Origin of the sequence: Sphingomonas parva (ex Maeng et al. 2020), assembly GCF_004564275.1 — a bacterium.
GTDB lineage: Bacteria > Pseudomonadota > Alphaproteobacteria > Sphingomonadales > Sphingomonadaceae > Allosphingosinicella > Allosphingosinicella parva.
In genome coordinates, this window is sequence record NZ_SPDV01000028.1 from 21671 (window position 1) to 40382 (window position 18712).

General features: G+C 70.1%; 13 protein-coding genes and 1 pseudogene. 7 read left to right on the top strand and 7 right to left on the bottom strand.

Translation table 11 applies throughout. The annotated features are described in order from the left end of the window. Nucleotides 1-15 precede the first annotated feature (15 nt). Genes tssK through tssM form a run of 3 tightly spaced genes read left to right on the top strand, consistent with a single transcriptional unit; the run spans nt 16 to nt 6300 of the window. Nucleotides 16-1359 carry a type VI secretion system baseplate subunit TssK gene (tssK, locus tag E2493_RS13900; protein WP_135087800.1) on the top strand — a complete coding sequence of 448 codons (1344 nt, stop codon included), beginning with the start codon at nt 16-18 and terminating at the stop codon, nt 1357-1359. Then, entirely contained in the window at nt 1356-2762 is a 1407-nt protein-coding gene (gene icmH / locus E2493_RS13905; RefSeq protein WP_135087802.1) for a type IVB secretion system protein IcmH/DotU, read from the top strand. Before tssK ends, icmH begins: the two co-directional genes overlap by 4 nt. A 19-nt stretch (nt 2763-2781) precedes the next feature. Beyond that, a complete protein-coding gene (gene tssM, locus E2493_RS13910) occupies nt 2782-6300 on the top strand; it encodes a type VI secretion system membrane subunit TssM (protein WP_135087804.1) in 3519 nt (1172 codons plus the stop codon). Here tssM and E2493_RS13915 read toward each other — a convergent pair. After that, on the bottom strand, nt 6263-7675 hold the full coding sequence (locus E2493_RS13915; protein ID WP_135087806.1) for a class I SAM-dependent methyltransferase: 1413 nt from the start codon (nt 7673-7675) through the stop codon (nt 6263-6265). The genes tssM and E2493_RS13915 overlap by 38 nt on opposite strands. 98 nt (nt 7676-7773) lie before the next feature. Here E2493_RS13915 and E2493_RS13920 point away from each other — a divergent pair, with 98 nt between their 5' ends. Then, nucleotides 7774-8697: an FHA domain-containing protein gene (locus E2493_RS13920; RefSeq protein ID WP_135087808.1), complete on the top strand. Its 924-nt coding sequence runs from the start codon at nt 7774-7776 to the stop codon at nt 8695-8697. A 14-nt stretch (nt 8698-8711) separates the two neighbouring features. Here the strand turns inward: E2493_RS13920 and E2493_RS13925 are convergent, their stop codons facing one another. Both E2493_RS13925 and E2493_RS13930 read right to left on the bottom strand, forming a co-directional pair. Next, entirely contained in the window at nt 8712-10625 is a 1914-nt protein-coding gene (locus E2493_RS13925) for a serine/threonine-protein kinase (RefSeq protein ID WP_135087810.1), read from the bottom strand. Continuing rightward, on the bottom strand, nt 10622-11386 hold the full coding sequence (locus tag E2493_RS13930; RefSeq protein ID WP_135087812.1) for a PP2C family protein-serine/threonine phosphatase: 765 nt from the start codon (nt 11384-11386) through the stop codon (nt 10622-10624). The genes E2493_RS13925 and E2493_RS13930 overlap by 4 nt, the downstream gene beginning before the upstream one ends. Nucleotides 11387-11511: 125 nt before the next feature. Between E2493_RS13930 and E2493_RS13935 the strand changes: the two genes are divergently transcribed. Further along, on the top strand, nt 11512-12855 hold the full coding sequence (locus tag E2493_RS13935; protein WP_135087814.1) for a M23 family metallopeptidase: 1344 nt from the start codon (nt 11512-11514) through the stop codon (nt 12853-12855). Here E2493_RS13935 and E2493_RS13940 read toward each other — a convergent pair. Further along, entirely contained in the window at nt 12830-13747 is a 918-nt protein-coding gene (locus tag E2493_RS13940; protein ID WP_135087816.1) for a CPBP family intramembrane glutamic endopeptidase, read from the bottom strand. The genes E2493_RS13935 and E2493_RS13940 overlap by 26 nt on opposite strands. Nucleotides 13748-13908: 161 nt before the next feature. Between E2493_RS13940 and E2493_RS13945 the strand changes: the two genes are divergently transcribed. Continuing rightward, nucleotides 13909-14529, top strand: a complete 621-nt coding sequence (locus tag E2493_RS13945; RefSeq protein ID WP_135087818.1) for an OmpA family protein — start codon at nt 13909-13911, stop codon at nt 14527-14529. 129 nt (nt 14530-14658) lie between these two features. Then, nucleotides 14659-15108, top strand: a complete 450-nt coding sequence (locus E2493_RS13950) for a hypothetical protein (protein ID WP_135087820.1) — start codon at nt 14659-14661, stop codon at nt 15106-15108. A gap of 259 nt (nt 15109-15367) precedes the next feature. Here the strand turns inward: E2493_RS13950 and E2493_RS13955 are convergent, their stop codons facing one another. The 3 genes and pseudogenes from E2493_RS13955 to E2493_RS13965 form a co-directional block, all read right to left on the bottom strand. Next, nucleotides 15368-16783 (bottom strand): right-handed parallel beta-helix repeat-containing protein, encoded by a 1416-nt coding sequence (locus tag E2493_RS13955; RefSeq protein WP_135087822.1) that lies wholly within the window; start codon nt 16781-16783, stop codon nt 15368-15370. A gap of 55 nt (nt 16784-16838) precedes the next feature. Then, nucleotides 16839-18110, bottom strand: a complete 1272-nt coding sequence (locus E2493_RS13960) for an RNA polymerase sigma factor (RefSeq protein WP_225421479.1) — start codon at nt 18108-18110, stop codon at nt 16839-16841. 129 nt (nt 18111-18239) lie between these two features. After that, nucleotides 18240-18590 (bottom strand): annotated as a pseudogene (locus E2493_RS13965) (YciI family protein); the annotation flags it as partial. Nucleotides 18591-18712: the final 122 nt, after the last annotated feature.

The window sequence follows — 18712 nt, forward strand, 5'->3', positions numbered from 1 at the left end:
GAAAGGATTGGCCGAGTGACGTGGGAGAACAAGCCCGTTTGGTCCGAGGGGATGTTCCTGCGCCCCCAGCACTTCCAGCAGTTCGAGCGCTTCGTCGGCGCCCAGCTGGAGGGACGCGTCGCTCCGCTCGCCGCGCACGGCTATGGCGTGGCAGAGCTCCAGATCGACGCGGGCCAGCTGAAAACCGGCAAGCTCTCGATCACCAAATGTGTCGGCGTCTTCGAGGACGGCACGCCCTTTCGAGTACCGGAATATGCCGCCGCCCCGCTCCCGCTCGAGGTGCTGCGCGATACCCGCGACAGCGTCGTCTACCTCTGCATTCCGCAGGCGCGTGCTGGGATCGCCGACGTCAGGCTGGACGGTGGCAGCCACATCGAGACCCGGTTCCGGGCTGACGAGTTCGAGGCGGCGGACACCGTCTACGGCGGCGCGTCCCGGGTGCCGATCAACGTCGGCCGTCTGCAGCTCTCGCTCCGTCACGAGGGCGAGGGCCTCGACGGCTACATCACGCTTCCGATCGCACGCGTGATCGAGCGCCGGGCCGACGATTCGGTCGCGCTCGACGAGGGCTTCATCCCGTGCGGAGTCACGATCACCGCCAGCCCGGTCCTCACCGGCTTCGTCTCGGAGCTGGAAGGCATGGTCCATCAGCGGGCCGAGGCGATCGCCGGCCGTCTCGGCACGCCCGGCGCGAAGGGCGTTGCCGACGTCACCGATTTCCTGATGCTGATTGCGGTCAACCGCGCCGAAGCGATGCTCAAGCACGTCGCCGCCCTGCCCTCGGTGCACCCGGCCGACCTCTACGGGCTGCTCTGCACGCTTGCTGCCGAGCTCTCCACCTTCACGACAAGCAGCAACCGGCCGCAATACATGCCGCTCTACGCGCACCGCGACCAGCGCGCCTGCTTCGACGCGGTGATGCAGGACCTCCGCCGCTCGCTCAGCGCCGTGTTCGAGCAGAGCGCGGTGCCGATTCCGCTCGAGCAGCGCGCTTACGGCATCTCGGTTGGACAGATCACCGACGCGTCGCTGTTCGCAAGCGGCTCTTTCGTGCTGGCGGTGCGCGGCGCGGTCGACAGCGAGCAGCTGCGCGCCAACATGCCGCGTCGGACGAAGATCGGCTCGGTCGAGCATATCCGCGACCTCGTCATGCGCCAGCTGCCGGGCGTCGAGATCCACCCGATGCCGTCCGAGCCGCGCCAGATCCCGTTCCGCGCCAGCACGGTCTATTTCAACATCAACACGCGCCACCAGGAGTGGCAGGCAGTCCGCGCCTCCGGCACCGTCGCGCTCCACGTCGCCGGCGAGATACCGGGTCTCGAACTCGAAATGTGGGCGATCCGGGGGGCGCAGACATGAACGGCGGAAGCAGCGACGGCGACGACAATGATCGGACGGTGTTCCGGCCCGGCGGAACGCCCCCGCGCACGCCGGGGGCCGCGCCCCAGGGCTTCCCGACCACTCCGCCGCCGAGCTGGCAGGGTACGCCGGGCGGCGGCGCTCCGCCCGCGCCCGTTCCCGCCCCGGGGTCGCCGGCGGTGGAGAGCGGCGGCACACCGCGGATCGACTTTGCCAGCGCCGAGCCTGACCTCTACGGACCCGAGCCGCTCGTCGCGGCCGCGGGTCGCCTGATCCATCTCGCCAGCCGCATCCGGCTGATGCCGATCGGGCCCGATCTCGGCGGCCTGCGGCGGCTCGTGATCCAGGAGCTGGACGCGTTCAGCGCCCGGGCTCGCAAGCTCGGGCTCGAGCAGAAGTCGCTCCAGCTCGCCCATTACATCCTGTGTGCGTTCGTCGACGATGCGGTGATGGCGACGCCCTGGGGCGCCAACAGTCCGTGGTCGCAGCAGAGCCTGCTCGCCGTCTATCACAACGACACCCAGGGCGGCGACCGCATGTTCCAGTTCGCAGAGCGGATGGAGCAGGATCCCAATCGCGAGCCGCGGCTGATGGAGCTGCTCTACCAATGCCTTTCACTGGGCTTCGAGGGACGGGCGGCGCTCGAGCCGCGCGGAGAGTCGCTGCTGCACCAGCGGCGCGCGCGGCTGGCCGCGACGATCACCAATCGCAGCGGACCGCCGCCCGCGGACCTTTCGCCCCAATGGCGCGGACATCCGGTCGGAGCGGGGCGCTACGCGCCGCGAATTCCGCTGTGGGCGGTGCTGACCGGCGTGGCGGCCTTCGCGCTGCTGATCTTCGGGGCGCTCCTCTTCCGGCTCAGCGCCCAGGGCGACGCGGCGATCGCCGCCCTCAACCAGGCGGTCGGCAGCTCGCAGGTCGCCCCTGCCCCGCCGCCCGCGCAGAGCGCCACCCCCACCTATGCACGGATCCGCGACATCCTCGCGCCCGACGTGCGTCGCGGCCGCTTGCAGCTGCTGCGCGAGGGCAACGAGATCGTGATCCGGCTGCGCAACCAGGAATTGTTCGCGTCCGGCGAAGCGGAGCCGTCGAGCGGCTGGTCCGACACGTTCGCCCGGCTCGCCGAGGCAGCCAACCTGTCCAGGGGGCCGATGCGCATCGAGGGGCATACCGACGACCAGGCGATACGATCGCTGCGTTTCCCGTCGAACCAGGAGCTTTCGCAGGCGCGCGCGGACGCCGTCGCCGAGGAGCTCTCCGGCGCGGGCCTCACGGACCCCGATCGGATCAGCACCACCGGCTTCGGACAGACCCGGCCGATCGGCGACAACCGCAGCCCGGACGGACGGCGGGAGAACCGGCGCGTCGAGATCCGCGTCGCCAACGACATTGCCTGGCGCTAGCGCGAAGGGGGAGCGACCGATGGGAAAGCTGAAGGCTCTGCTCCGCTCCCGCTGGTTCTGGCGGGCTCTCGGCGCGATATTGCTCGGCCTGCTGATCTGGTTCCTGGGGCCGCTCGTCTCAATCGGCGATTTCCGCCCGTTCGAATGGTGGCCGGCGGCCCTGTTCTTCGCGCTGCTGCCTCCCCTCGTCGTCGCCGGCGCCTGGCTGTGGTCGCGCCGCCGCGCGCAGCGGCGCAACGCGGCAATGATCGAGGCGCTGAAGCCGGGGTCCCCGGCCGATCATGACGAGATTGCGGCGAAGCTCGTCGAAGCGCTCGACATGCTGAAATCGGCGCGGCTCGGCAGCGAGCGCGCCTATGTCTACCAGCTGCCCTGGTATGCGATCATCGGCCCTTCGGGTGCCGGCAAGACCACCGCCCTCCTAAACTCGGGCCTCGATTTCCCCACCGCCGTCGCCGGCGAGTATCGTGCCCTGCGCGGCCAGCCGAACACGCCGAACTGCGACTGGTGGTTCACCGACGAGGCGGTGCTGATCGATACCGCTGGCCGCTACGTGACCCAGGACATCGACGCCGCGGCCGACGCGGAGGGCTGGCGCAGCTTCCTCGAGCTGCTCAAGCGCCACCGCCCGCTGCAGCCACTCAACGGCATCATCGTCGCCATTCCCGCGCCCGATTTCGCCAACAAGACGGCGATGGCCGCGCACGCGGGCAATATCCGCGCCCGGCTGGCCGAGATCCGCGAGACGCTCGGCCAGGACTTGCCGGTCTACGTGCTGATCACCAAGGCCGATCTGCTCTCCGGCTTCCGCGAGTATTTCGCGCGCAGCACCGACGCCGAGTCCGATCAGGTGTTCGGAGCGACCGCGCCCGGCACCAACCCCGACAGCGACTCCGTCCTCAGGGGATTCGACGCGCTCGTCACGAGCGTCTCGTCGCGGCTCGTCGACCGGATGCAGAGCGAGCCGCAGCTGCCGCTGCGCGCGCAGATGGCGGGCTTTCCGGGTCAGCTCGCCTCGCTGCGCGCCCCACTCGCCACGCTGCTTGCCGCGCTCGCCGTACGTAGCCGGTTCGATGAGCCGGCGCGGGTCCGCGGGGTCTATCTGGCGTCGGGAACGCAGACCGGAAACCCGGTCGACCGGATCCTGCTCGGCGCCGGCTTGCCTGCGCTCGCCTCGGCCCAGGCGGTCGGCCAGGGCCGCAGCTTCTTCCTGAAGCGCTTCTTCTCCGATCTCGTCATCCCGGAACAGGGCATGGCCGGGCGGAACCCCGCCGCGGAGCGGCGGACGAGGCAGCGTTACATCGCCGGCGTGGCTGCCGCCGGGGTCGCGCTGACGCTCGCCATCGGGCTGTGGATCTGGGGCTATTCGCGCAACATGGCGCTGATTCACAGTATCTACGCGACTGCGTCGGCCTATTCCGAAGCCACCGGGGGCGCGGCCGCGGGCACCAGCGTCGAGCAGGACCTCGCCGCCCTCGGCGTACTCGGCAAGGCGACCCACGACATGACCGAAGCGGGCGACTTCGGGCTCGGCCTCGGCCAGGGCGGCCGGCTCGGGCGCGAGCTGCGCGGCGTCTACGGCCGCGATCTCCAGCGCCGGCTGACTCCGATCCTGGTCGGCCTCGCCGAGGAGCGGCTCGCGGCGAACGGCACCGCCCCGGCCGCGCTCTATGACGATCTCAAATCCTATCTGATCCTCGGCGGCCGCGGTCCGACCCTCGACGAGCATGTGCTCGCCTGGGTGCAATCGGCCTGGACGGCGCGCGGCGGGCCGGGCGCCGAGAGCGAGGCGGGCGAGCTCGCCAGGCATACCGCGGCCCTGTTCGACGGCAATTTCAAGCCGGTGGCCATCGACGACGCCCGCATCGAGACGGCGCGGGCGATCCTGCGTACCCAGCCGCCCGCCGTGCGCGTCTACGGGCGGCTGAAGACCCGGGCGATCGAGAAGGGCGAGCCGATGTGGACCGCGCGCGACAATGCCGGCCCGCGTCCCGAGCTTTTCTTTGACGGCGGGGGGGCCTTCGCGCCCGGCGCCGGAGTGCCGGCCCTGTTCACCCGCGCCGGCTACGAGCGGACGTTCCTGCCGATCGCCGCGAGCGGTCCGAAGCTGCTCGAGGAGGAGAATTGGGTGGTCGGCGACACCGGCGTCGCCCGCCTCTCCGCGGCCGAGCTCGGCGCCCTCCGCCAGGACCTGGAGCGGCTCTACTTCGCCGAGTTCCTCAGCCGCTGGCAGACCTATGTCGCTTCGCTGAAGCCGCGCCCGGTAACCTCGCTGGCCGACAACGTCCAGCGCCTGCGCGACGGCAGCGGTCCCCTCTCGCCGATCGCGCCGCTGCTGCGGGCCATCGCCAAGGCGACCGATCTGACACCGGGGAAGAACGTGCCGAAACCGCAGGCGAGCGCCGTCCTGCCGCAGAGCGGTGTGCTCGGCGCCGCGGCCAAGACCGCGGCCGGTGCGGCCGGTGCGGCGTTCGCCGGCGGCGGCGATCCGCGCCGCAGCATCGTCGACGCCTTCGTTCCGCTGCGCATCTTCGTCGGAACCGCGGCTGCGGGCGGCGCGCCGTCGAACGCCCCGGTCGACGCGCTGATGACGACAATGGGCCAGCTCGCCGACAAGCTGAACGTCATCGCGGTCCTGCCCGGCGGCGGCGGCGCGACCGGCTCCCAGCAGAGCCTCGAAGCGAAGGCGCTGATCCTGCAGCTCGATCAATCGGCGAACGCCATGCCACCGCCGGCGGGCTTGTGGGCCAAGGCGGTGGCGAGCGACGCGAGCGTCGCCCTGGGCGGAGCGCGCCTCGCGCAGATGAGCGGCGCGATCAACGCCAGCTTCGGCGAGCAGTGCCTGCAACTCCTCTCCCATGCGTTTCCGGTCCGCCCCGCCGCGGCGGCGGAGCTGCCGCTCGACGTCTTCGCACGCTTCTTCGCGCCGCAGGGCCAGTTCGCGCGCTTCGTCAACGACGATCTCGCCGGCTATGTCGACACCAGCACGGAGAGCTGGCAGGCCAAGCCGAACGCGACTGAGGTCGGCCTGACCGAGGCGAACGTCCGCGCGCTTCAGGCGGCGAACCTCGTCACCCGGATCTTCTTCGGTGGCGATCCCCATTCGGCGCGCCTGTCTTACCAGGTAGAGCCGGTGGCCCTCGCCGGCGCGCCGTCGGTCACGCTGCGGATCGACGGCCAGACGCTGACGTTCGACGGCAAGTCTCCGATCCCGGTGACGTTCGAGTGGCCGGGGCCGGGCGGGGCCTCGGTCGAGTTCGCCACCACCGGCACGGCGCCCGAAGTGCGCTCGTGGCCGGGACAATGGGCCGCGTTCCGGCTGATGAAGGCGGCCGCCGTCAAGAGCGGCGCGTCACCGGCGATCGGCGAAGGCAGCCTCACCCAGGCCGGTGCTCGGTTCGACTTCCGCGTGCGGACGTTCGGCGGGACCAATCCGTTCGTGCTCGATCCGTTCGTCAAGATCGCCTGCCCGTCCGCCACGACCGGCCAGCAAAGCGCGCTCAGGCGATCAGCATCCCCGCTCGTGCAAACTGGCTGAGCGCCTCGTCCACCGAGACCTGGCCGCCGAACTCGGACTGTTCCCAGGCCGCCGCGATCTGCGCCCGGTCGCGCGTGCCATCGAGCAGGCTCAGGAACGCGCGCGGCCCCGGTTCCACGAACGCGACCATGCGGTGATCGAGGGTAAACAGGTTGGTGGCGCCGCTCGCGATCTGGGCGCGCGCGAGCGGGCTGGCGCGCGGCCGCTCGCCCGGGTCCAGGCAGGCAGGATAGGGCACGGCGTGGAAGCCAATCAGCGTCTTGTGGGCGAGCTGGACCAGCGCCTCGCAATGTTCCAGCGAATCGGCGAAGCCGGCGAGCGGCAGGCGCGCCGGCCAGACCTCGCCGAGTAGGCCGATGAAGTCGGCGAGCCGGGGGTCGCCGATCTCGAACCGGTCCTCGCCAGCGGCGAAGCTGCCCTCGCCGGTCCGCGTCGCCTGTGACGATGCCAGCAGTCCGGCGACATTGGCCGACACGATCCGGCGGCACGGCCCTCGGCCGGGACGGACGAGCAGAGTCTGGTGAAAGAAGCTGGCGGCGACATAATCGTCCGCCTGCGCGGCATGAACGACCGCGGCATCGTCGAGATCCTTTCCCGGGAGACCGTCGTAGAGCATCGACGGGACCGCATCGTTGAGAAAGGCGAGCCCGTGCTGCTCCGCCGCCGCGGCGACCTGCGACAGAGACTGCGGGGCGTAGCAGTCGCTGAGCTCGTCATGGTAGAGCGAGCCGGCATTCTTGCGCAGCATCGGCTCGGCGATCTGCCGCAGCGCGGCGACCACCGGCCGGTCGCCCTCTCGCGGCGCGACGAACTGCTCGAGCACCTTGCGCGCCGCCCCGACGCGCTCGACCGGATCGGCGATGTCGCCGACATGGTGGAGCAGCATGTCGCGAATCGCGCTGCGCAGATGGCCGCCGGGTTGGGCGTTGTAGCTGACGAACGCGACGCCCTCGGGCGCCAGGACCCGCCCGATCAGCCGCAGCGCCGCCTCGCGAACCGGCTCCGGCACCCAGGCATAGAGACCATGCACGATCACATAATCGTACGGGCCGTCGAGCCGGTCAGCGACCTCGAGCAGGTCGTCGACCTCGACCCGGACATTGTCGAGGCCGGCGGCCGCGACCAGCGTGGCGCCACGTCCCACCGCGGCCGACGAGAGATCGAAACTGTGGAATCGGGCGTCGGGCCATGCGGCCGCCATGGCGATAAGGTTGACCCCGTCGCCGCCGGCGACCTCGAGAACGCGGGCCTTCGCTGGGGCGGCGGCATCGAGGCCGTGGAGCCGCGCGATCGCCGCCATGTGATCGGGCAAGGTCGTCGGGAACAGGCCTGCCGGATAGGCCACAAGATCGTAGCGCGTGGTGATCTCGGTCATGTCGCCCCCCGGCACCGCCGCTCACCGCCCGCGGTGAGTTCAGTTGCGGAGTTTTGAATGGTCGGTAGGAATAGGGCAACCGGGAACCTGGAGGTCGAATGGCCGTCATTCTCACGCCCCGCGGCGCCGGCAACGCAGCCATGCCCCTGCCCGCCCCTCTGCGCAGGTCGACGGGCCGGATCGTCATCGGTCGCGATGCCGCCGCCGATCTCGTCATCCCCGACGCGCTCGTTTCGGCCCGCCATTGCACCCTGGTCGGCAATGGGCCCGCTTGGCAGGTCCAGGACAGCAGCACCAACGGAACGACGCTGAACGGGCAGAGGATCCCAGGCACGGCGGCGCTCCAGCACGGCGACGTGCTGGGGATCGGCCTCGTCGAGATCGCGGTCGCGATCGACACCGGCGCCGACACCCAGCCGTCCGTCCCGCCCGGCGCGACGACCGGCATCAACCTCCAGGATTGGGGCCGCGGCAGCGCCGCCGCGCGCGCCCCCGCCGCCTCGGCGGCGCCGCCGGCGCAGGCCACGGGGGCCGTCACGCTTCTGCTGCGGGCCGCGGGGATCGATCGCGGCGCGATCCAGGCCGATGATGAAGCGATCCTCGCGGCTGCGGGATCGGCGTTGCGCGCGACCACCACGGGCCTTGCGGCGATGCTGGCGGACCGTCGCAAGGCCCGCCGCGAGCTGCGCCTGCCGGCCGAGCCGCCGTCGGCCAATCCTCTCAAGACCGGCGAAGCCGCCCCGCTCGAGGCCCTGCTCTCGGCCCCGCCGAGCGCCGCCGCCGAGATGGCGGCCGACGCCTGCCGCGAGCTCGACCGCCACCAGCGGGCGACCCTGCAGGCGATGCAGGACGCCTTTTCCGCGGCGCTGGATCAGTTCGCGCCCGAGGCGATCAAGCTGCGCGCTCGCGACGATGCCGCGGCCTGGCGCGCTTACGAAAAGGCGTTCGCCGGCGCGGACGGCTTCGTCGATGTCTTCGCCGCGGCTCTGGCCGGCGCTTACGATCGGCTGTCGAAGGAATAGCCCGCCAGGGTGCTTCAGTTGGGCAGTTCGTCGACGAACTTGACCCAGATCATCTCGGCTTTCCAGCCGTTCGCCGCGGCGCGCTCGGCAAAGCGGTCCTGCCAAGCGGGTGAGCCGCTGTTGGCGAGCAGGTCCGGATCGAAGCCGCCGCGCCCGGTCAGCAGCAGCAGGCCTCCCCAGCCGGTGCCGCGCTGCGCATCGATCGTGATCCGATATCGATCGTGGCCATCGAGCGGCTGAATGTTTCTCGTCTCAACGTGGCTCATGAAGGCCGCGCGCGAAGGGAAGATGGCGTTGCCCTTGCCGTCCTCATCGATCCCGTACAGCGCGAACTCGCCAGGGAGGCCGTTCAGCGCGAAATCGATCACCACGCGCGCACCCGTCTCGCCTTCGTAGTCGCCGTTCGGAAACGGCGCGATCTCATAGCTCGGCTGCGAGATCGACATGCGCGGAGCGGCGGTCGATCGGATCGGCCGGACGGCGTCCAGCGCGCCGCAGAACGAAGTGTCGACCGGGGCGACCGCCGACAGGTCGGACGCCGCCACCGAGGCGCCGGTGCCGCTCACCGCCTTGAAGATCGCCGCCTCGGCGTCGGCGGGACGGCCCGCGACGCCGGCGAAGCCGAGCGAGACCCCGCTTTCGCCCTGGTCGGCCCGGATCAGCGTCATCCAGGTGCAGGGAACCTGCGGCAGCGCCGCTTCGAGGGCGCCTCGGACGTCCGCCGGTGAGGCAGGGCGCGGCGCAGCGGGCGCCGCGGCCGTCGGTCCGGCAACCGGCGCGGCGGGAGGCGCGCGCCCGTCATCGCCGCCGAACGCGACCCAGCCCAGCCCGGCCAGGAGCAATGCCGCCGCACCGGCGCCGCCGAGCAATAGAGGGCGCGGGACGTCCTTCAGCCGTCCGGCCATGTTCGAGGCGTTCGGGAGTGCGGGAAGGCGGCGCGGGCGCGCCGATGCCTGCGCGCTCGCCTCCGCCCGCTGGACGGCGGCGAGGACCTCGTCCATCGACTGGAAACGCTTCGATGGATCGGCGACGAGCATCCTCGCCAGGATCGCGCGGATCAGCGGCGGCGCCACGCTCGTGTCGACCCCCTTGCGGCGCCTGTCGATCGCGTCGGCGAAGGACGCGCCCATGTCAACGCCGCGGCCGTTGGCCACGGCGAGGATGACGAGGCCGAGGCTATAGACGTCCGTCCAGGGACCGACATTGCGGCCGAAATCACCGAGCTGTTCCGGCGCCACATAGCCGAGCTTGCCGGCGAAGCCGTCGCCGATGATCGTCTTCGACCCCGGATCGACGTCCTTGGCGATGCCGAAGTCGACGATCCGCGCCCGCTCGAGCCGTCCGCCCTCGAGCAGGACATTGTCGGGCGCAATGTCGCGGTGGATCGCGCCAAGCGCATGGGCAGCGCGCAGGCCCTCGGCCAGGCGCCGGGTGAGGCCGATCAGATCCTCCTGGGTCGGGCTGATCTTGCCGAGCACCGACGACAGATCGACGCCGTCGATGAATTCGGTGACGATGTAGAAGATGCCGAGTTGCGGCTCCTGCGCGAGCACGCGGTACTGGACCAGCGCCGGATGCGACAGCCGCACCAGCGTCTGCGCCTCCTTGCGGAACATCGCGGTGACGTTCGGATCGGCGGCGAGCGCCGGCAGGATGACCTTGATCGCGACCCGCTCGTCGCTGTTGATGTTGATCCCCTCGAAGACCTCGCCCATCCCGCCACGCGCGATGAACCTCTTGACCTCGAAGATATGATTGAGGACGTCGCCGACCTGCACGCCCGCGCTGGAGCGCGGCGGGGTCGGGACGGCGGTGGGGGTCGGCGTCTGACCGCGCGGTGAAATGATCGTGGCGTCCGGCGGCGGAGCTGGCGGCTCGCCCTGCCCCGACGGCCGGAAGACCGTCTTGTCGTCCTCCCCTTCGCTCAAATCCCGACCCCCGCGTCGATGGCTGCGAACTGGATCAGCGTAGACTCGGATACCGAGATGGCAATGACGGTGATGTTGTCCGGCGCGCCGAGTTCGTGGCAGCGCCGAACCAGCGTCGGAAGGGCCTCGTCGAGCCGCTCGCGATCTAGAATCGTCTGCATCTCGGCATCGTCGACGACGCCGTGCAGGCCGTCGCTGCACAACAGAAGCAGGTCGTCCGGTTCGAGCCGCCCTTCGATCCGGTCGAGCTCGAGCGGCGTCGAGACGCCGAGCGCCCGCGTCAGAACGTTGCGGAGCGGGTGGCGCGCAGCGCCGTCGGCGTCGAGCAGGCCGCGGTCGACCAGCTCCTGCACCTGGCTGTGGTCCCGCGTCAGGCGGCGGAGCTGGCCATCGCGGATCAGATAGGCGCGGCTGTCGCCGACCCAGAGGAGGCCGTATTGCAGGTCGCGGATGGCGAGCACGACCGCGGTCGTCCCCAGCTGCTGGCCGCGCAGCTCCGCTTCGGCAAGAAGCTGCTCGTTGGCGCCCCGCAGTGCGGACGCCACGCTGGCGAGCGTCTCCTCGAGGCCATCGCACCGCTGCAGGCCGCCGAGCGCCTCGATCGCCGTCGCCGCCGCCCAGTCCCCGTGCGCCATGCCGCCCATGCCGTCGGCGACGGCCCACAGGCCGAGCGCGTCGGAGGCGAGATAGCGATCCTCGTTGAGCTTGCGGACGGCCCCAACGTCGGTCAGCGCGTGCCACTCGGTCTTGAGCGGAATCATTCGCTTTCCCCTTCATCCGCGGGTCGTCGCCGTGTAGCGTCGAGGCAGGACGCGCCGCCATGACTGCGGTCCCTGCAGTCATTTCGGCCCGATGATGCACGCGCTTGCGGCGAGGGGGCAAGTGGATGCGAAGTGAATTCGTCGACTCCTACGATCCGCGGCGCTGGATGGCCGCCTGGACGCCCTCGCCGGGGGCGCCGGCTTCGTTCCGGCGGCATGCGCCCCGTCGGCTCGCGGGCTTCGCCGCGGCCCTCGGCGTCCTACTCGCCGGCGCCGCGACGGCGTGGCTGGCGGCGCCCGAAGCGCCGCTGCCGGCGACAACGCCGCCCATCGCGGACGGGGGCCCGGACGCCCCCCCGGCGCAGGCCGCCACGCCCGGTCAGATCCGCCGCACGATCACGCTGTCGCGCGCCGACGATCTCGCCGCCGCCCTCGCCTCGTCAGGGCTCGATGCCGCGCTGGCCGCCGAGATCGCGCGCGCGGCTGCGCCGGGGCTGAGCCCGGCCGGCGAAATCCGGGCGTCGCTGACGCTGGTGCCGATCGCCGGCGGCGGCGTGCAGCTTGCCCGGCTCGAGGCATCGAACCGCGACAGCTCCGGAGTGGTCGTGACCCGCGCGGACACGGGCGCGCTCACCGTCGCCCGGGTGGCGCCGCAGCTGCGCCGACGGACGATGGTCCATGCCGGGACGATGGATGGCGACAGCTTCTACACCTCGGCCGTCGCGGTCGGCGTGCCCAACAGCGTCATTCCGGTGTTCGCCAAGGCGCTCGCCTTCGACTTCGACTTCCAGCGCGAGGTGGCGGCCGGCGACGCATTCGAGATCGCCTACGAGCAGGAGGTGAATGCCGTCGGCGAGCGGTTCGGCGCACCGAACCTGGTTTATGCGTCGCTGACCACCGCCGCCAAGTCCGCGGCCGTCTACCGCTTCGCGCCCGATGGCGGCGAAGGCGAATGGTTCGATGCCAGCGGCCGGAGCATCGTCCGGGCACTGATGCGCACCCCGGTCGACGGCGCCCGCGTGTCCTCGAAGTTCGGCTATCGCCTCCATCCGATCCTCGGCTTCCGCAAGCTGCATGGCGGCATCGATTTCGCGGCGCCGACCGGCACGCCGATCTACGCTTCCGGGAACGGGGTCGTCGACTTCGCCGGCCCGAAAGGCGCCAACGGCAACTTCATACGGCTCCATCACGACAATGGCTGGTACACGCTCTACCTCCACCTCAATCGCTTTGCGCCCGGGATCACCGCCGGCACGCGGGTGGCGCAGGGCCAGCAGATCGGCGAGGTCGGCACCACCGGCCGCTCGACCGGCCCGCATCTCCACTACGAGGTGCACATCGACGGCGAGAAGGTCGATCCGCTCAGCATCAAGACCGAAAGCGGACGGACCCTCTCGGGCAGCCAGCTGATCGCCTTCGAGCGGGTCCGCGACCGGATCGACGTCAGCCGCGCCGCGGGATCGGACTGACCCGTCCGCCCCAGCTCGCGGTGGCGATCACCAGCGCGGCCAGCACGAAGGTGACCGACAGGCTGGCGTTCAGCCCCGCCTCGCTCCCGCCCCAGGCGGGCGGGCCGACGAGGTCCCAGTCGAGAATCGCGCCGAAGCTCCCGACGCCCGGATTGGGAGTCGCGCCGAACAGCAACGTCTCACCCCAGTTCCAGCCGAAATGCGCGGCGATCGGCAGGACGAGCCCGCCGGAGCGCTCGGCCAGCAGCCCGAGCCAGAGGCCGGCGAGCAGGAGGTTGAGCAGGCTGAGCGGGTCGAACAGGCCGGCGACGAAGTGAAGCAGGGCGAAGCCGAGGGCCTGGCCGGCGAGGCCCGGCCAGCGCCCCCAACCGGCCTGCAGCGTCGGCTGCAGCCACCCGCGGAAATAGAGCTCTTCCGAGCCGGTCTGGACGAGCGTCACGACGGTGCCGGCGAGCAGCAGCCAGCCGGCGCCGGCACCGTCTCCGGGACGTATGACGCCGGCGAGCGCCGAGAGACCGAGCGCGACAGCGACCCCGGAGATTCCGACAGCGACGCCCGCCACGGCCGCGGTCGGCCACCCCGGGCCGGCCCGGATCGCCAGCCGGCAGAGACGAATCCCGGCTATCGCGACGGCGGCGACCAGGGCGAACAACAATAATGTGAACAGGGACTCCTGAACCACCGGGTCCCATTCCATCATTGGCGGCGTCTCGATCGCCCGCAAGAAGCCGAGTTGCACGAAGTGAATGATCGCCGCCGCCGCTGCGATCGCGACGATCAGGATGAAAGCCGCCCCTGCGGGTCTCGCCAGTTTCGCTTCCATCCGCGCCCCCGCTCCCCTGACCGGCCGATGCTGGACCAAAGCAGCGTCCGCGACAAGCGCGGGTCTCATGGTACCGAGAGAAGACGGAAGCGAAACAAGTCCCGGCGCAGGCCTTCCGGGGCTGGCGGGCCCCGGTCAATTCTTTGGTTTGACGGCAGTTGCGAGGTCAAAGCTTTGGATTTATCGTGAATTTAAACGAGTCGTTCACACTTTCTCTCAGCGGGTGACCTATGAAGACTCTCTTCCTTGCCTTTGTTGCCGTCAGCGGCGTTGCCGCAGGATCCGCCTTCGCCCAGCAACCCGCCGTGTCGGAGGAGGAAGCGCGCTGCTTCGTCACCGGCGTCTGCAAGGTCGGCGAGGAGAAGGATTGGTCGGTCGCCAACCTCAACAGCAAGAAGCGGAGCACGCCGCAGGCGACGCCGGTCCAGCCGACCGGTACCACGCAGGCGCCAAAGCCGCGCAAGCCGATCCGGACCGCCCGGAACGACCGGGTTCGGCCCGCAATCGCGACGAACCGTCAGTCGCTCAACATGCGCTTGAACTTCGAGCTCGAGTCCGCCCAACTCACGCCCGCCGCGACCGCACAGGCCGACGTCTTCGCCAAGGTGCTGAAGGAATCCGCCAGCGCGCCTGGGCGGTTCGTGATCGAAGGACACACCGACTCGAGCGGATCGCGCGCCCACAACCAGGATCTCTCGCGGCGGCGTGCCCAGACCGTGGTCAGCTATCTGGTCGCGCAGGGCGTCCCGGCTGCGAAGCTCAAAGCGGTCGGATATGGCTTCAACCGCCCGCTCGACGGTCAATCGGCCGCCAACCCAGGCAATCGCCGCGTCGAGATCGTCAAGCAATAAGCCGGTTCGAGCACCGGACGGTGTCGAAGCTGCGCGAGCAGACTCCGGGCTGACCGGCACCTGGCGCCGGCGACCGGCGACGGCGGGACAGCAGCAATGCGCCGGACGCAGCGGCGACCAAGGGGGGAAATGGACGAACGCACCATCCAGGGCAGCCGCATCGCCATCGATGCCGCGCTGAAGCGCTTCGCCGAATGGGGCGCGAAGAACCTGATCAAGGTGACCAACATCGGCCCTGTTCAGGAGGAGCTGAGAGGCTATTTCGGCTTCATGCAATCGGTGGCGGGTCAGACCCCCAGCGAGATCTCGCGCACGTTCGGCCTGCGCGAGACCGATCTCGCGCAAGGTGCGATGATCTACCGCCTGGCTCGCATTCCCTTGGAGAACGAGTTCGTCGTCCGCGGCTACACGACCTTGCCCGACGGGCTGAGGCTGCCCGAGGGGCAGATCAAGGACGCGGCGGGGTATCGGGTCGGCACCGGCGCCTTGCAATATGCGCTGACCAAGCCGTTCCCGGTGACCTACCTCGGGTTGCTGCGGCCCCATCAAGGCTTCGACATTCGCACCATCGCACCCTGACGAGGCCGGGTGCGCTCTCCAGGGGTTCGTGTCTTCGCCTGGCGTCGCGAGCGGGGTGATTTTGCGGCGACGTGGCGTTCGCTATGTGCCGGAATGGCCACTTTACCGCTGCTCCCCGCAGATCACCGGGTAATCGCACTGCAAAGGTCTGGGGTGGGATGCCGCTCAACGCCATCAGCGCTGAAGCTTCAGCGAAGGCGCGCTCCCAGACACTTCGCAGAAGAATTCAAATCGCCGCCGGTGCCCTGCTTTACCCGTGTCAGCTCCTCGGGACCTCGGTGCCGTTGAGGATCGTCGGGCCGAGGAACTTTGTGCCGTAGAGATCGACATTGGCGTTGATCACGTTGCGCCCTGAATAGGTGCCCTTCGGATAAGCCTGCTGCTTCGACCTTTGGCTCATCCGGCAGTCGCGGTAGAGAGCGTGCCAGCTCCACGGCAGGACCAATTCGTGGGTCAGCGCGAAATCGCAGCCGATGAAAGCGATGTTGGTGCTGTTGGCGCCGAGATCGGCGCAGGCGTTGGCGCCGCCCGAGGCCCAGAGCTTTCCGGTCGGCGAGAGCTTCGGATCGTCGCGGAAGCGGCAATTGTGAAACTGGGTGGCGCGGGACAGGTCTGGATCGCCATGGCATTGCACGACTTGGCCGACGATCGTGCAATCGTGGAAGCGGAAGCGCGGCTTCTTCGGCCACACCGCCCAGTTCGACGATCCGATGAAGGTGCAGCGTTCGAACACCGCCCCTTCCGAATCTCCGCTGTCGGCGACCAAGCCGCAGCCGGCATTGTTGGCGAACTCGCAGTTGATGAAGCGGAAGTCGCGGTTGATCTTCGCTTCCGCCTCGATGTCGACGCCGGCGCCCGGCGCGCTCACCACCGCGCTCTTGCCGGTGTGGTTGAACCGGCAGTCCTCGAAGACATAGCCGCGGCCGCCGACGATGCTGCAGCCCTGCCGGCCGTTATATTCGGAGCGGACGTTGGTGATCCGCCGCGCCGTCGCGGGCCCGTCGACGACTCCGTCGATGTAGAGGCCGTCCTGGCCGTGATGGTGGGTGTAGACGTTGCGGATCGACTCGGACCCCGGATTGTCGAACAAGGCGAGGCCGATCGCCGGGATCTGCCGCCCGGTATCGCCATATTCGCCGCCGATCTGGAGGGCACCCAGGCTGCCGTCGAGCTCGAGGTCGCTCACCTCGATCGGGCCGCTGCAGCGCTCAATCCGGATCATGTGCCGGTACGGCGTCGCGAGCTCGCCGGCGCCGACATAGGGCATGGAATTGCGGGTCGGCCGGCCGGCGCGATCGAAGGTGCCGTAACGCAGATTCGGTGCGCATTTGATCCGCGCGCCATTGCCCCTGAGGACCAGGGGCCGGGTGCATTTCTCGAAGGCGAGCAGCTCGACCGGCGCGAAGGCATATTGCGCGCCGGGGGCGATCGCCGGGATCTGGGCTCCAACCAGATAGGTGCGTCCTGCGCCGAAGACGATCGTGCCTCCGCCGCGAGCGTTGACCGCCGCGGCGAGGCGGCCGAAGGCGGCGCTATCGTTGGCGACTCCATCGCCTTTGGCGCCGAACATCTCGGGGGTGAGGCGATCGAGCTCGGCGGCGACGGCGAGCGCGGGCAGCAGGACGGGCGCGGCGGCCGCGCCGGCTTGCAGGACGTGACGGCGGGAAACGATCATGCGTCGGCGATTGCACGCTCCCGTCTGAACGGGAAGTGATCGGCGGCCTCGACGGTCAAGCGCAGGCGGCGGCGCGGGCGAGCAGGAAGGCCTTTTCGCGTGTGTTGCGGGTGAGCGACGCGGCCGCCTCGAAAGCGCATCGCGCCTCCGCGTGCCGGCCGAGGCGGAACAGAGCGTCACCGCGGGCGGCGGGAAGCGGCGCATAATCGCGCAGGGCCGGCGAGGGCGCGATCGCCTCGATTAGCCGCAGCCCGACCTCCGGGCCGAACGCCATACCGTGCGCGATCGCCCGATTGAGCGCGACCACCGGCGAGGGCATCACCGCCTGAAGGCGATCGTAAAGGCCGGCGATCCGCGCCCAATCGGTCTCCTCCACGTGCTTCGCCCGGGCGTGGCAGGCGGCCAGCGCAGCCTGCAGCGCGTAGGGGCCTTCGCAGCCGCCGAGCGCCTCCGCGCGGGCGAGCGCGGCGAGGCCGCGACCGATCAGGTGCCGGTCCCAGCGCGCGCGGTTCTGCTCGGTGAGCGGGATCAAGGCGCCATCGGCGTTGGTCCGCGCGGCGAGGCGCGAGGCCTGGATCTCAACCAGCGCGAGGAGACCGTGCACCTCGGACTCCTGGGGCAAGAACGCGGCCAGGATCCGGCCGAGGCGCTGCGCCTCGGCGCAGAGCGAAGGCCGGGTCAGATCCTCGCCAGCGGTCGCCGAATAACCTTCGTTGAAGATCAAATAGACGACCTGCAGCACCGAGGCGAGCCGTGCCTGACGCGCCGCGCCCCGCGGCACCTCGAAGGCCAGGCCGGCGGCGGCGATCGTGCGCTTGGCGCGGACGATGCGCTGCGCGATCGTCGGCTCGCTCGCCAGGAAAGCGCGGGCGATTTCGTCGGTGGTGAGGCCGCCGACCAGCCGGAGGGTGAGCGCCGCACGGGCGTCTGGCGAGACGATCGGATGGCAGGCGGCGAAGATCAGGCCGAGCAATTCGTCGCCGAGTTCGTCGTCCATCGCCGCCTCGATTTCCTCGATGCTGCGATCGTCCTCGCTGGCAGCTTCTCGGGCGATGGTGTCGTGCTTTCGCGCCTGCATCCGGTCGCGGCGCAACCTGTCGAGCGCGCCGCGCCTGGCGACGGTGGTGAGCCAGGCGAGCGGATTGTCCGGCACGCCGCTCTCGGGCCACCGCGCCAGCGCGACGAGAAGAGCATCCTGGGCGAGCTCCTCGGCAAGATCGAGGTCCCGCACCATGCGGGCGAGTCGGCCGATCAGCCTGCTCCGCTCGATCCGGAAGACCGCCTCGACCGCCCTTTGCGCCTCGTCCGCCGCCATGTCCGCCGCCATTCCCGCCTTGTCCGCGACGCGCGCGGGCAAGGCAAGCGGGCGGCACGCCGCCGCAGCCTAGGCGCCGGCGAGCCTGTCGGCGACGCGTCCGTGGATCGCTGCGCCCTCCTCGGTCACCGCCTCGCCGAAATCGGCCAGCTCGTAGACCGGCCGGATCTCGAGCTCGCTCGGGCCGGGCATCGGGTTCGGGCAGCGCTTGGCCCAGGCGATCGCCTCGTCCATGTCCCTGACCTCCCACAGCCAGTAACCGGCGACGAGCTCGCGCGTCTCGGCGAACGGACCGTCGATCACGGTGCGGCTCGGGCCGTCGAACGCGATCCTCTTGGCCTGGGACGAAGGCTTGAGGCCGTCGCCGCCGACCATGATGCCGGCATTGACCAGTTCCTCATTGTACCGGCCCATGGCCTCGAGCAGATCGGAGGACGGCATCATCCCCGCCTCGCTGTCCTCGGTCGCCTTGACGAACACGACTACGCGCATCTTTTCTCTCCCTGATTGCCGGCCGCAGCGGCCGCCCTACACGGACGAATATGTCCTGGCCGAATCGACACGGGCGCGACAAATTTTTTCCGCGCGCTCCAGGACGGCTACGGCAGACAATC

Bases quoted from the DNA above. Each gene is read 5' to 3' on its own strand.
- E2493_RS13950 (WP_135087820.1), top strand. From the start codon at position 14,659: ATGGACGAACGCACCATCCAGGGCAGCCGCATCGCCATCGATGCCGCG.
- E2493_RS13955 (WP_135087822.1), bottom strand. From the start codon at position 16,783: ATGATCGTTTCCCGCCGTCACGTCCTGCAAGCCGGCGCGGCCGCCGCG.
- E2493_RS13935 (WP_135087814.1), top strand. From the start codon at position 11,512: ATGCGAAGTGAATTCGTCGACTCCTACGATCCGCGGCGCTGGATGGCC.
- E2493_RS13945 (WP_135087818.1), top strand. From the start codon at position 13,909: ATGAAGACTCTCTTCCTTGCCTTTGTTGCCGTCAGCGGCGTTGCCGCA.
- E2493_RS13960 (WP_225421479.1), bottom strand. From the start codon at position 18,110: ATGGCGGCGGACATGGCGGCGGACGAGGCGCAAAGGGCGGTCGAGGCG.
- E2493_RS13940 (WP_135087816.1), bottom strand. From the start codon at position 13,747: ATGAGACCCGCGCTTGTCGCGGACGCTGCTTTGGTCCAGCATCGGCCG.
- E2493_RS13920 (WP_135087808.1), top strand. From the start codon at position 7,774: ATGGCCGTCATTCTCACGCCCCGCGGCGCCGGCAACGCAGCCATGCCC.
- E2493_RS13930 (WP_135087812.1), bottom strand. From the start codon at position 11,386: ATGATTCCGCTCAAGACCGAGTGGCACGCGCTGACCGACGTTGGGGCC.
- icmH (WP_135087802.1), top strand. From the start codon at position 1,356: ATGAACGGCGGAAGCAGCGACGGCGACGACAATGATCGGACGGTGTTC.
- tssM (WP_135087804.1), top strand. From the start codon at position 2,782: ATGGGAAAGCTGAAGGCTCTGCTCCGCTCCCGCTGGTTCTGGCGGGCT.
- E2493_RS13915 (WP_135087806.1), bottom strand. From the start codon at position 7,675: ATGACCGAGATCACCACGCGCTACGATCTTGTGGCCTATCCGGCAGGC.